General features: G+C 35.6%; 11 protein-coding genes. 4 read left to right on the top strand and 7 right to left on the bottom strand.

Translation table 11 applies throughout. The features are described from left to right. Nucleotides 1-932: 932 nt before the first annotated feature. Genes H6W53_RS03070 through H6W53_RS03080 form a run of 3 tightly spaced genes read right to left on the bottom strand, consistent with a single transcriptional unit; the run spans nt 933 to nt 3,362 of the window. Nucleotides 933-2,015, bottom strand: coding sequence for a hypothetical protein (locus tag H6W53_RS03070; protein ID WP_185204824.1), 1,083 nt, complete (start codon nt 2,013-2,015; stop codon nt 933-935). 15 nt (nt 2,016-2,030) lie between these two features. Further along, a complete protein-coding gene (locus H6W53_RS03075; RefSeq protein ID WP_185204825.1) occupies nt 2,031-2,765 on the bottom strand; it encodes an endonuclease in 735 nt (244 codons plus the stop codon). 51 nt (nt 2,766-2,816) lie between these two features. After that, nucleotides 2,817-3,362 (bottom strand): hypothetical protein, encoded by a 546-nt coding sequence (locus H6W53_RS03080; protein WP_185204826.1) that lies wholly within the window; start codon nt 3,360-3,362, stop codon nt 2,817-2,819. A 162-nt stretch (nt 3,363-3,524) separates the two neighbouring features. On the opposite strand from H6W53_RS03080, the gene H6W53_RS03085 reads away from it, so the two are divergent. Together H6W53_RS03085 and H6W53_RS03090 are read left to right on the top strand one after the other, a co-directional pair. Then, nucleotides 3,525-4,880 (top strand): deoxyguanosinetriphosphate triphosphohydrolase, encoded by a 1,356-nt coding sequence (locus H6W53_RS03085; protein ID WP_185204941.1) that lies wholly within the window; start codon nt 3,525-3,527, stop codon nt 4,878-4,880. Between the two features lie 238 nt (nt 4,881-5,118). Continuing rightward, nucleotides 5,119-6,069 carry an SPFH domain-containing protein gene (locus H6W53_RS03090; RefSeq protein WP_185204827.1) on the top strand — a complete coding sequence of 317 codons (951 nt, stop codon included), beginning with the start codon at nt 5,119-5,121 and terminating at the stop codon, nt 6,067-6,069. Between the two features lie 35 nt (nt 6,070-6,104). Here H6W53_RS03090 and H6W53_RS03095 read toward each other — a convergent pair whose 3' ends face one another. Genes H6W53_RS03095 through H6W53_RS03110 form a run of 4 tightly spaced genes read right to left on the bottom strand, consistent with a single transcriptional unit; the run spans nt 6,105 to nt 9,135 of the window. Further along, on the bottom strand, nt 6,105-6,452 hold the full coding sequence (locus H6W53_RS03095) for a DUF4377 domain-containing protein (protein ID WP_087710746.1): 348 nt from the start codon (nt 6,450-6,452) through the stop codon (nt 6,105-6,107). 55 nt (nt 6,453-6,507) lie between these two features. Continuing rightward, on the bottom strand, nt 6,508-6,846 hold the full coding sequence (locus H6W53_RS03100; protein ID WP_185204828.1) for a DUF962 domain-containing protein: 339 nt from the start codon (nt 6,844-6,846) through the stop codon (nt 6,508-6,510). A 2-nt stretch (nt 6,847-6,848) separates the two neighbouring features. Then, nucleotides 6,849-7,460: a hypothetical protein gene (locus H6W53_RS03105; protein WP_185204829.1), complete on the bottom strand. Its 612-nt coding sequence runs from the start codon at nt 7,458-7,460 to the stop codon at nt 6,849-6,851. A gap of 4 nt (nt 7,461-7,464) precedes the next feature. Continuing rightward, nucleotides 7,465-9,135, bottom strand: a complete 1,671-nt coding sequence (locus H6W53_RS03110) for an APC family permease (RefSeq protein WP_185204830.1) — start codon at nt 9,133-9,135, stop codon at nt 7,465-7,467. A gap of 249 nt (nt 9,136-9,384) precedes the next feature. Between H6W53_RS03110 and H6W53_RS03115 the strand changes: the two genes are divergently transcribed. Both H6W53_RS03115 and H6W53_RS03120 read left to right on the top strand, forming a co-directional pair. After that, nucleotides 9,385-12,348 carry a tetratricopeptide repeat protein gene (locus tag H6W53_RS03115; protein ID WP_185204831.1) on the top strand — a complete coding sequence of 988 codons (2,964 nt, stop codon included), beginning with the start codon at nt 9,385-9,387 and terminating at the stop codon, nt 12,346-12,348. Nucleotides 12,349-12,454: 106 nt separating this feature from the next. Beyond that, on the top strand, nt 12,455-14,221 hold the full coding sequence (locus H6W53_RS03120) for a TonB-dependent receptor (RefSeq protein ID WP_185204832.1): 1,767 nt from the start codon (nt 12,455-12,457) through the stop codon (nt 14,219-14,221). The last annotated feature ends 58 nt before the right edge of the window (nt 14,222-14,279 follow it).

Consider the following 14,279-nt stretch of genomic DNA (forward strand, 5'->3'; position numbering starts at 1 on the left):
GAAATTATATGCAAAGATAAAGGTTATCCAACAAAAAAGCCGAACAAATGAATGTTCGACTTTCTATCGGCTATTATAAAAATTAAAATTTGTCTTCCTTAGTGTAAAATCTTGTCCTATGTTTTTTGTGCCCTTTTACTCACGCTGAGTAAAAGAGCAGTCAATCTTTGCAGATTGAAAACATATAACAATATAATTTCGTCTTGTGTTCAGAACCTGAATTTCTCCAGTTCAGAACTTTCTAAATTAGTTTCTTTCTCTTCTTGCTGCTGCAAAATAAGAGGCGAATACTACTAAACATGTTGCAATTCCGATGTAAGTGATCATTTTGTTTAATTTTTAATTATTTGACTATTTATTATCAATTTTACATTTGCAATATTACGACTTTCAAACAAGGTTCCAAAATAAATAATCATGATGTATATCAGTGTTTTAAGTGGTTTTTGTTTAAAATTTAGATAAAAATAGTTTACAAATAATTAATATAAAAATGAAAAAATAATACGGCTTTTTTTGATTTATGTGTAAAAAATTATTAATCTGTTAAATATTTTACAGCTTGTATTTAAAAGTTGATAATCCAAAAAAGAAAAAATGCAATACATAATAACATTTTCGGGGACAATAATATCTCACTTATTTTTGATATTTAGCCTCCGCAATATTAAGAAATATTAGCATAGAAACTCTACAAGGCACATTTTCGAGTATTTTTTTGAAAATTTTGTTTTAGAGTAAAGAAAAAAACAGCTTTTTCTCAGGACGAAAAATGATAGTATTTTTTCTCATTTCCTATTAACATAACAGAAATTTTTGAAGAAGAATAATTATTTCCTACAATTTTTTCCGGATGATATTGGAAAATGATAAAAGCGGAATCTATAAACTCACTCAATTATAAAGAGGAATCAGATCCAGAGATCGATAAATCAAATTACGATCGTCTGTGTCTTTTTTAATGTCCATTTACCGCTTTTGAAAACAGCTTCTATAAATCCGCCACCCGCACCACTTCCGTAATTGATCAGAAACCGTTCTTTATCATCGGTTTTTTTGATCCTTCCGATATAATCAGGAAACATTCCGAGACGATAATCTGACTCTAAATGAGATTGTTCTTTTTCAGGATAAATAAGAACTTTGATGCTTTCAGGATATATTTTTTGAAAATAATCGCAGTCAGAAAAATATCCGGCAAAAAAGTAATGGCTTTCAGAGAAATGAAGCTGTTCGTAATCATCATTCACAATTTGAGAATACAGATCCGAAAACTTTGATTTTTCAGATTTGTACAGGGGATTTTTATCGGTAAAATCACTTATTCCGTCTTTATCCGTATCTGATGAATCCGGATTTAACAAAACCAATTTTTCAAACAGGTCATTAAAGCGGTCTTTATCGCTGTCTTTTAAAACTTCTTTCAGATCAATTTCAAAAACCAGCCGGTCTTTTACTGCCTCTTTCGATGGAAATTCGGGATATCCCCAATTTTCGCTTATTCTTACAAAACTTCCGGAAAGTATTATTTTATTACCGGAAACAAAAATTTCAGGCTGCTTTTCATTAAGATAGGTGAATTTACTCAAACCCAGATAATAAGCATTGGGAATATTGTTTTTAATTTCAAGAAGCCAGTATCCGAACTGGTTTTCACCAATTCCGTAGATCAGACCATTTTCTTTCTGAATATTTTTATAATAAAACTGATCACCAAAATTTTTCTCCAGTTCAGAAAATTTCAGTTCATATTCATCCATCCGCTTTTTGCTTTCCTTTTCATCAAAGAAATTACTGTTAATTTCATCCTGTTCTTCCTCAAAACTTTTAACGTTTGCATCGACAGAAAATTTTACATGTTTCGGATTGGATTTGATAATGGTTTCAGGCTGATCCAACTCAAACTCTTTGTATTGAGGTTCTTTTTTATTTCCGCTTTCAAAACAGTTTCTGTCAATTTCATACTGTTTGCAGGAAAACAACACAAGAGGAATTAAAATATAAATGAATTTCATGGCTGATTAATTTTTCTAATACAATTTCTGATCTTTTCCACAGAAAAAACTCGTTCTTTTCCCTTTTCCGGTTTCTTTTTTTACAATTTCCAGACCGCATTTCGGGCATTTTTCCTGATGATACACCTCAAAATGTTTTCTCAGGACATTCGCTTTTTTCCATTTTTTGAAATCGAAACTGTAATTTCTGGCTTCTGCAATCAGTTCCTTTAATTTTTTTGAAGGTAAATTTTTAATAAAAGTTTCAGGATGAACTCCAACTCTGAACAAAGCTTCATTTTTAATGATATTTCCTACTCCAGCAAAAATATCCTGATCCATTAAAGCATCACAAACCATCATTTCAGGATTTGCTTTCAGTCTTTCTTCTGCCTTTTCGGGATTCCAGAAATCACTCATTACATCGGCTTCCCAATCGATATCTTTTAAAAACTTATCTTTTACCGTTTTTACATTACAGGTATAAAAATACATTCCGCCGTTCTTAAAGGTTAAGCCCAGACGAAGATTCTGCGCCTGATCTTTTCTTTCAAATAAGCTGTAAGAACCAAACATCAGCAAATGAATTCGGATATTGGCTTTATCAAAAATTAAAAACGTCTGCTTTCCGAAGGTTTTTATTTCGCGCAAAATATGGTCTTTAATTCCTGCAGTTTCAGTAATCGAATTTCCTTTTACTTCCATTACTTTTTCGCCTGCAAATTTCTGCAGATCTTCTTTCATCAGAACAATCGGTGGACCTTCGGGCATAGAATATGATTTTGAAAATGTACACAACAATTATTTTGCCATGAAAAAAAATTAAGCCCGATGCAATTCATTAAACATTTCAACATATTTTTCTTTGAACAGTTTTTCGGCATTTTCAGGGAAACGGAAACCATCGGGTCCCACGTAAATCTGTCTGGTTGTGTGATCTTGATCTGAAATCCTGATCTGATTGTATTTCGTTAACCACACATCGAAATGTTCGATCAGTTTTGTGGCTTCGTCCAGTAATTCAGGAGGCAAAGCATGACCGTTATTGATGAGCAGATCTCTGATGTGCTGATTGGATTTTAAAATAATTTCATCTTCATAAAATCCGTCATATTTCTGTATTTTGGAATATTTGTTCTGAAAAGCAAGCTTCAAACGGTTCAGATGAATGTAAACCTGTCCTAACAATTCTACGGTATTTTTTCGCCATTCAAAATAAGCCGTATCTTTTTTTGATAACGCTTCAAATTCCCTTTTCAAAACCGAATTGTATTTTTCTGTTCTTTTGTGAAAGAAATAAGCGATTACTGCGGTGAAAAATCCTGTAACAATCGTGCTTCCAAGGATTTGTTTAAAAAATTCGGACATGATTTCAGTTTTTTGGAGTTAATAATCCTAAAATTACGATGAAAATCTGCAAAATGTCACAGGTATTTTACGGAAAAACTAAAGCGGGAAACACGATATTTTTAAGAAAAATTCTTCCGATTAGTTCGTAAAAAATAAAATTTGAAGTAATTTTGAAAAATGATGAACTTAAACCAGATTTTCACGAATCAGCGTACTGGAAACAATCCACAGACAAAGGCTTCAAGAACGGATTTTCAGAGGGATTTTGACAGAATTATTTTCTCTTCAGCTTTTCGCAGACTGCAGAATAAAACGCAGGTTTTTCCGCTTCCGGGAAGTGTTTTTGTACACAACCGTTTAACGCATTCGCTGGAAGTTTCGTCCGTTGGAAGAAGTCTGGGAAGTGTGATGGGTGAGTTTATTCACGATGAATTTAAAAATGATCTCACCGAAGATGCTAAAAGTTTTTACCTTCATAATTTAGGCAACGTTATTGCCGCGGCTTGTCTCTGTCACGATGTCGGAAATCCCGCTTTCGGACATTCCGGAGAAGATGCGATTGCGAGTTATTTTGAAAGAAATGAATCTGATTTAAAACCGAAATTCAACGAAAAAGAATGGGCGGATCTGGTGAATTTTGAAGGAAATGCGAATGCAATAAGAGTTCTGGCGCAACAACAGCAGGGAAAAGATGCGGGAGGAATTCAGCTTACGTTTTCTACTTTGGCAAGTATCGCCAAATATCCGTGTGAAGCCATTGCTAAAAAGAAAGGAATCATTCACCGTAAAAAGTTCGGATTCTTTCAGAACGAAAAAGATATTTTCCTTGAAATTGCAAAAGGCACAAATTTAATTTCAGAAAGCGAAGAACCTTATATTTTTAAAAGACATCCTTTTGTCTGGCTTGTTGAAGCTGCGGATGATATCTGTTACAATATTATCGACATGGAAGATGCGCACCGATTGGGAATCGTTTCCACAGTGGACTGCAAAAACCTGTTCTTTGAACTCGTAAAATCTGAAACCGACGATATAAAAAGAGTAAAAGACAAGCTGGATTCCATCGGAAACGAAAACGAACAGATTTCTTATTTAAGAGCAAAAGTAATCAATGCGTTAATCAACAAATCGATTGGGCTTTATAAAAATAACTTTAATACCATTCTGGAAGGAAATTTAGAAAAAGGTCTTCTTGATATTTATAAGTACGAAAATAATGCTTTGCAGGATATTGAATCTTTCTCGATAGAGAAAATTTACAACCATAAAGCGGTGGTGGAAATTGAAAATGCAGGTTATAATGTAATGTACGAATTGCTGGATCATTTTATTCCCTCCATTCTCAAATCACATGATGAAAGAAAATCTTACGACAAAAAAGCGTTAAAACTATTACCTAAACAGTTTGTATACGACGATGGAACCGATTACCAGAAAGTTTTGGGCGTAATAGATTTTGTCTCCGGAATGACCGACAATTATGCCACCGATCTTTACCGTAAAATTAAAGGAATCGACATCGGAATGACGGTGTAATTGCTTTTTAGTTATACAAAAACGACTATCAGGATTTAAAAAATCAGGAACTTCTTCAATTTAAAATTGTTGAAGTTTTTTTATGCCCTAAACTCACCGTAAATTTCTTTTTTCTCGTGCAAATCAACCGTTCATTGTCATAGCGGTAACGTTTAAATTATTTTTTATATATTTAAACAAACACAGACAAATGTTTTTCAGTTAATTAAAAATTTACACCCCATAAAAAAATCAAATTATGACATATTTAGGAATTATTGTTTTTATCGGATTGGTAACCTTATTTGCTTCTTTTTTCACAGTGAAACAGGAAACCGCGGCAATTGTAGAGCGACTCGGAAAATTTCACTCCGTCCGTCATGCAGGTTTGCAGCTTAAAATCCCTTATCTGGACAGAATCGCAAAAAGAATGAACCTCAGAATCCAGCAACTGGATGTAATTATTGATACAAAGACTCTGGATAATGTTTTTGTGAAAATGAAGATTTCCGTTCAGTTTCAGGTCATCAGAACTCAGGTTGCCGATGCTTTTTACAGGTTGGAAAGTCCGCATGACCAGATTACATCATATGTTTTTGATGTCGTAAGAGCCGAAGTTCCGAAATTAAAGCTGGATGATGTTTTCTTAAAAAAAGATGATATTGCCATTGCCGTAAAAGCAGAACTTCAGGAAGCGATGCAGAGTTACGGATATGATATCATCAAAGCTCTGGTTACAGATATCGATCCGGATGAGCAGGTGAAACACGCCATGAACAGAATCAACGCTGCCGAAAGAGAAAAAACGGCAGCAGAATACGAATCTGAAGCCCAGAGAATAAGAATTGTAGCCGTGGCAAAAGCCGAAGCGGAATCTAAAAAACTGCAGGGACAAGGTATTGCAGACCAGAGAAGAGAAATTGCAAAAGGTCTGGAAGAATCTGTAAGAATGCTGAACAACGTTAATATCAACTCTCACGAAGCCTCTGCGCTTATTGTTGTTACGCAGCATTATGACACGCTTCATTCTGTGGGAGCAAGCAACAGAAGCAATCTTGTTTTACTGCCCAATTCTCCTACCGCAGCAAGCGGAATGCTGAACGATCTGGTTGTTGCCATGACTACTGCCAATACCGTAGGAGAAGCAACCAAAGGAAATTATCCCAAACTGCCGAATGATCACGATCACAATACAAACAGCAACAGATAAAGCAAAACCTCCGGAAATTCCGGAGGTTTTATTGTTTATTTTTTAGTTTTAGATATTTGCTTTACCAAAGTATATTTTATGGAAGATCCGTCTGCCGGAGGATTTTCTATTTTTTCTGTTTTTACTTTTAAAACATATTCGTAACCCGGTTCATAAGTGAAGCCTTCGATATTGGTATAAAAATTCGTCCATGAATCTGAAGCGTTTTCTTTTACCTGAAGACATTTCATGGGTGCAACTCCGGTGCAGTCTGCGGTTTCAGGACCTACAATAAATGTTTTTTCGTTCGCAGCAGCAACGTTGGAAGAAGTTGTACATTGTGTAAGAATCATAACAAAAATTGCCGAAAACGTTACTTTTAAAAATGTTGTGAAATTTTTCATAAATAAAATTTTAGGACAGGGTTGCAATTACTGTGCCGTGAAATGATCTTATAATTTACTTTTCAGCAGGTTTTTTATCTGAAACTCCCCAAAATTTCTGTCTCCCGATCAACAGTTCGAAAAAAAGTCTGAAATCTGAGATCAGCGACCAGAGCGGATATTTAAAGGTTGCAGGTCTGTTTTTTTCAATCACTGCATGACTGAACCATGCAAATCCGTACCCAAAGATCGGCACATACCAGAGAAATCTTTCTTTTCCGGAGCTGATAACATATCCTATGACGAAAAAGACAAGCAAGGTTCCCAGAAAATGAAAGATGCGGGTTCCCGTTTTACTGTGTTCCGTAAGATAAAACTCATAGAACTCTTTGAAGGTTTTAATTCTTTCAGACATGATTATTTGTACTTTAAAGTTCCAATCATAAAAGTTTCAGAAGCATTCAATGCACGTGAATTTTTAGTCAGTTCCTTTATTACCCCTTCATTCTTAATGTAATTGGAATGAATAAAATAAGTATCTTTGTTTTCGCGGGTAATGTAACCTGTATGAAAATCCAGTCCTACAATATAAATCTGATTTTTATTTTTACCTAAAATATAATGCTCCAGATCCTGCCTTTTGCTGAAATATTTTATCTCTGTACAAAGCTTTTTAATCATTACAGATGAAGCCTGCTGCGCGAGATACGTTCTGTTGATATCAAAACCGTAATCCGATAAAGTATTCGTTACAAAATATCCGCAGGCAATACTGCCTTTTTGCGGTTCTCTGGAGGTTCCTGCAAAAGACCATGGCGTTTTTGCCCAGTATTGAGGAACATCATTATTGATAAATTTAAAAAAATACTGCTTTTTCTCTGCTTCTGTTTTTTGATGAATTGCTGTTAAACATTCCTTATAACTCCGTTTTACTTCTGTACGGTTTCTTTGGGAATTGCCTTCATGATCAGATGTCTTTTTACAGCCTCCCAATATCAGAAGCGAAAAAACAAGCAGATATTTCATCATACAATTAAGCTTTTCCCAGTTTGCTGTTTCGGTATCCGTAGCAGAAATAAATTACCAAACCTATAGCAAACCACAGTCCAAACCAGAACCAGTTGTCATGGCTCATTCCGGTAAGAAGATATAAACATGAGCTTAAACCGATTAACGGAATCAGTGAAAGATTTTTAACAAATGCCAATACACAAAGCAGTAAATTAACCAGAATAAAAAAGAAAATAGAAGCTCTGAATTCACCTTCTTTAGGATCTTTCCAGTCCATTAAATTATGAAAAAAATCAGGCTGCCAGAAATAGAAAACCACTAATCCGCCAATAAAAATAAGAGGGAAAATAAGCTTTCCGTTCACATAAGGCAAGTGAAATCTTCCTTTGATCTTTTCTTTTGCCGGAAGCATTAAAACTCCCGCACAAACCAAAACAAACGCGAAAATGGTTCCGATACTTGTAAAATCGAGGATGAAAGATTTATCGGTAAATAAAATCGGAATTCCGACAACAATTCCTGTAACCAAGGTTGCAAACGAAGGGGTTTTATATTTTGGATGTACTTCCTGAAATTTCTGCGGCATCAGTCCGTCACGGCTCATGGCGTACCAGATTCTCGGCTGTCCCATCTGGAACACCAAAAGAACAGTTGTAATCGCTACAATGGCTACAAACGAAACGACAAGTTCCATCCATGCAACATTGGCGTTTCCTTTTTCAAAAATAAAGGAAAGCGGATCTCCAACACCGTCAAATTTTCTGTAATCCACCATTCCGGTAAGAACCAGCGTTAAAGCAATATAAATAAATGTACACAATACCAAAGAAATGATCATTCCCTTCGGAAGTGTTTTCTGGGGATCTTTTGTTTCTTCCGAAAGCACACTTAAGGCATCAAACCCGATATAAGCGAAGAAAACCCCCGAAACCGCACTCATTACTCCCGCAAAACCATTCGGCATGAAAGAAGTAACCTGAGTTTCCGGATTTAAAGGCGTCCAGTTATCTGTATTGATGTAAGCAAATCCCACTAAAATCACTAAAACAATTACCGCTAATTTCAGGATTACCAAAGCGTTATTGAAGTTTTTACTTTCCTTAACTCCTACATAACACAGCCATGTAATCAATCCGTTGATGACCAAAGCCGGAATATCAACGATGAATTTTAAACTTCCGATTAATGGAGCATTTGTCCATGCATTAATCAGTTCTTTGTTTTCGGAACCGCTCATAAAAGCTTTCTTAGCTTCGGTATAACTGCATGTTAGATAATCAGGAATATGCATTCCTAAACGGTGCAGGAAACTTGTAAAATAATCCGACCACGAAAATGCGACGTAGATATTTCCGAAAGAATATTCCATAATCAGCGCCCAACCGATGATCCAAGCAATTAATTCCCCGAAACTTGCATATGCGTAAGTATACGCGGAACCCGCTGTCGGAATTCTGCTGGCAAATTCTGCATAGCAAAGTGCAGTAAAACCGCACGCAAAACCACAAATCAAATATAGTAAGATCACACCGGGACCTCCTCTGAAAACGGCTTCTCCCAAACTGCTGAAACTTCCGGCTCCGATAATAGCGGCAATACCAAAAAATACGATGTCCCAAACACCCAAAACCCTCAATAAACTCGTAGATGTGTCTGTCTCTGAATAGATTTTTCTTCTAAAAAGTTGATTCATTCAATTCTATATTTGATTCGAAAAAAGCAAATGTAATTATTTCTCTGAAATAATTTTTATTTTCTTAATCTTTCTTATCAAAAAGTTAAGAAGTCTTAAAAAAAATTTTGGTTACTAACAATGTGTTAAAACGCTTGCTTATACAATATCTTTTCAATATTTTCGTTGATAAATTGTGGATAAAAATTCCCGTAATTTTAAATATCTGAACCTGATTTTCAGGCTTCTTCATGTTAAAATTTAAAATTAATGAAATCGAAAAAAATACTTTTAGCGGCTGCTGTAATGTATTTCGGGATCTCCGATGCGCAACAGTCTCAGTACTTTACACAAAAAGAAAACTACAGATTCAATCTCGCTGAAAATCTTTATCAGACCAAAATATACAACGCTTCACAATACGAATACGCCAGACAATATTTCTACAATCAGCATTTGTCGCGTTCGAGAAAAGAAGCTGCACAATTTTTTGATAATGTAATCGGCGTTATTCTTCAGAAAAATCATGCGGAAGAAGGATTAACCGCTTTCATGAAAGAGTATCCGAACTCTGCGTATTTTGCACAGGCAAATTTACCGTTGGCTGATTATTATTTGGCTAAAAAAGATTTCGCCAAAGCTCTGGAAACTCTGAAAAAAGTAAACCAGTATCAGCTTTCCAAAGAAGAAAATACACAATACATTCTGAAACTGGGATACGCCAAATTCATGATGGGCGATTCCAAAGGTGCAACAGATGCACTGGAAGAAGCTTATAAAACGGCAGATCAGTCTCAAAAAGGCGATATTGCTTATATGTTGGGACATTTATATTATTCTAACAGGCAGAATGATAAAGCGTTCCGTTATTTTGATTCCATTAAAGAAGAACCGAAATATTCTAAACTGGTGCGTCCTTACTATGTTCAGATGTACTACAATGACAAAGATTATGATAAAGCGATCTCCGAAGGAACTGCTTTACTGAATGAAGATATTTCGGAATCTTACAAAGCTGAAGTTCACAAGATCATTGGCGAAAGTTATTTCATGAAAGATGATTACACTTCGGCTTATCCTCACTTGAAAGATTATCTGAGCGTTCAGCAAAATCCGTCCGAGAATGATCTTTATGAGATGGGATTTGTAGCAGCTCAGCTTAAAAAATATGACGAAGCGGTTTCTTACTACAATCAATTGCTGAACAGCAATTCGGCATTGGCTCAGAATGCTTATTATCAGCTTGGAAATGCTTATCTGGCGGTTGGTAAAAAGCAGGAAGCGCTTTCGGCTTTCCGTTCTGCCTATCAGATGAATTATGATAAGAATGTAAAGAAGCTTGCGCATGAACAGTACGCCAAATTAAGCTACGACATCGGAAATCCGTTTGAAAGTGCTTCTACGGTAATCCAGAATTATATTAATGAAAACCAAAACGGCGCGAATGCTTCGGAAATGAGATCGCTTTTGGTAAAATCCTATTTATATTCCGGAAATTATAAGGAAACGCTGAACGCGATTGACCGTTTACAGAGCTCAACGCCGGAAATCAATAAAATCGATCAGGAAGTTTCTTATCTTTTGGGAACGGAAGAATTCAACAAAGGAAATTATGATGAAGCGGAAAATTACTTCTTAAGAAGTTTAGGATTCAACATCAATAAAGAATTCAACAACAGAGCATTATACTGGTTAGGACAGGTGTATTATCAGAAAGGAAATTATCCTTCCGCAATCGCCCGTTATGAAAAATTACTGGGTGAAAATTTCCCTGAAAAACAACAATTACCTTATGATTTAGGCTATGCTTATTTCAAATCTAAAAAATTCGATCAGGCGGAAACGTATTTCAAGCAATATTTAGCAAACCCGAAACCTGAGTTTAAAAATGATGCAGAACTTCGTTTGGCAGACATCAATTACGCCAACAATAATTTGAACGAAGCGATTGCCATTTATGATAAAAATGAAGACGCAACAGATTATACACTGTATCAGAAAGCAATGGCTTTAGGATTTAAAGGTGATACTCAGGCGAAAATTACCAACCTGAAAAACCTTTTATCCAAATATCCGGATTCTGATTATTATGACGATGCGCAGTACGAAATCGGGACAGCTTACGCAGCGCAGGACGATTTCAGTAACTCGAATGATTACTTTAATAAAGTGATTAAAACTTCATCTGATAAAGATTTGGTTGCCAATGCATCGATTTACAGAGCACAAAACTACATTGACCAGAACCAGAGTGATAAGGCTTTATCTGAACTGAGATCGCTTGGCGAACAGTACAAAAATACAGCCTATGCTGAAAAAATCGTTCAGGCTGCAAAACCGATCTTTACAAAGAACGGAGATGTTTCCGGCTATGAAACTTTCGCAAGAAATTTAGGAGTTAATATTGATGCATCAGAAATTGATGAAATTAATTTATCGACTGCAAAACAGTATTTCACGAAAAAAGATTATAAAAACGCGATTTCTTACTACGAAAAATATTTAACGCAGAATCCTACCGGAGAAGGGCTTTATCATGCAAAATATGAGCTGGGTGAAAGTTATTATCAAACCAAAGACACTACAAAAGCTCTGTTGGTTTTACAGGAAGTTGCCAATGTTCAGAACGATTATCAGGATGATGCACAAACCCGTTTAGCACAAATCTTTTTCAATCAAGGGAATACGGCTGAAGCTAAAAAATATCTTGAAAATATTAAAAACTCATCAGACGTCAACATTAAAAATTACGCCAATGTTGAACTGATGAAAGTTTATGCCGATGAAAAGAACTTCTCTCAGGCTGAAAAATTAGCCGATGCGGTGATTGCAAACAATAAAAACTCCGCGGCGGTTATTGAGACGGCAAAAGTAATTAAGGCAAGAAGTCTGATGAATTCAGGAAAAGACAAAGACGCACAGTCGGCTTACGCTTCGCTTGAAAAATCATCCAATACCTCGGTTGCCGCAGAATCTCTCTACGCGAAAGCTTATTATCAAAACAAAGGAAAAGCGTTTAAATCCTCTAATGAAACGATCTTTAAATTGGCCAATAATTATGCTTCCGAAGAATATTGGGGAGCAAAAGCGCTTGTTCTGATGGCGAAAAACTATGTTGGTCTGAAAGACAATTATCAGGCAAGTTATACCTGTGATCAGATCATTGAAAATTATAAAGATTTCCCTGAGATTGTTGCAGAAGCGAAGGAAGTTAAAAAGCAGATTAAAAAGTAAAAATATATTTAATGTATCAATTTATCAATGTAACAGTTTACCAATCAAACTATACATTGCCGGATTGTTGCATTGATAAATTGGTACATTATTAATACAAAAAGTAATGAATAAAAGAATTCAATTATTATCCATCATATTTTTAGGGGTTTCGTCGGTAGCGTTTTCCCAGATCAAAGAAGAAAAACTGATTCTTAATAAAAAAAGGGAACCGGAAGTAAAGAAGATCGAAAAAAAGAAAACTTCGGTAGAAACCATTAAAAATTATCCGCCGGAAGAAAAATCTCAGAATCCTGTACAGTACAACATTACGGATGTTCCTGCGGTTTCGGATTTTAAAACGTCAACCATTCAGGGAGCAGATGTGACCCCGAAATTCGAAGGTTCGGCGCAAAACAACTATATCCAGTTCGGAATGGGAAATTTCGGTAAAATTCTGGGCGATGCAAATATTTCGAAAACGCTGGAAAATAAAATTGAGGTTGGAGTGGATGCTCATTTTCTTTCAACACAGGGTTTAAAAAAGGAATACGACTGGGATTCTAAGCAGAGTTCAACCACTTTAGGAGCTTTCCTGAATTCTTACGGAGATAAAGGAAAATTCAATCTGAATGCGGAATATGGTTTGAACAGCTATAATTATTACGGAATTTATGCGCTGACTCCGAGCAATGATGTTGATCTGGATCAAAGAGTCAATCAGTTTAAAGTAAATGGTTATTATGACTTTTATTCGAACGAAATTCTGAATGATGTGAGGGTGAAATCTTCATTTTTAAAAGATCATTTTGATGCTCAGGAAAATCAGGCTTCCGTTTTGGCGAATTTCTCGAAACATGGGGTTGAAATCGGCAAATCAGGCATCAGTCTGAATGCAGATTTAGGTGTTGGTCTGGAAACGGTAAAAACTGAATTTTCAATCAGAGATAAAAATTCGTCCAACTTTTTTAATACAAGTCTGAGCCCGAAAGTTACTTTCAGAAAAGGGGATTCTTATCTGAAATTAGGATCGCAGTTTGCGTTTCTAAATGGTAAAAACCAAAATGATCTGATGGCTGAACAAATGAAAAACAACAAGACCTATTGGTTTCCGGAAGCTGAATTTCAGGTTGCTGCTGCACAGGAATTTAAATTTTACGGAGGAGTTGACGGAGGTTTAAAGCTGAATACATATTCGGATTTACTACAGCAGAATCCTTTCATCGTTTCTGACCAGTATTTAAGACCAACTGAAACAAAATATCATTTTTATGTAGGTTTAAGAGGAGATATTGATGAAACTTTTAAGTATGATGTTTCTGCAGGGTACGGAAAAATGAGAGACATTATGTTCTTTAAGGCCAATGATCTTTTTGACACGAATTTCACCCTGAACCGTTCTGCCTATAACTTCGCAAATACTTTTTCTGCGGTGTATGATGACGGAAATGTAGGAGACATCAAAGGTAGTTTACAGTATTTTCCTCTGGCAAATTTAGTGTTGGACGGAGAAGTGAAATTTACCAAGTTTGATCTTAAAAACTACGAAAATATCTACAATGTACCTTTGGTTACTGCCACAATCGGAGCAAAATATACGATGCTGGATCAAAAATTATTGTTAGGTTTTAAAGGGATTTTTGCCAGCGACAGAACCACGAATTCATTTATGATTCAGGGAGTTGGAAGTCCCATGTTCTATCAGTCTACAGAGAACACCAACGATAAAGTGGGAGGTTATGCAGATTTAAATTTGTCTGCAGAGTATAAAATTCACAAAAATTTCAGTATTTTCGCGCTTGGAAATAATCTTCTGAGCTCAAAATATCAAACGTACAAAGGCTATAAAGTTCTGGGTGCACAGATTTTGGGAGGCGTGAAGATTACGTTTTAGAGTGGGAGAGTTTGAGAATTTAAGCGTCTTAGCGTTTAGTTTAACTCTAAAACTCTCA

It is taken from the genome of Chryseobacterium sp. C3 (assembly GCF_014218905.1).
GTDB lineage: Bacteria > Bacteroidota > Bacteroidia > Flavobacteriales > Weeksellaceae > Chryseobacterium > Chryseobacterium mucoviscidosis.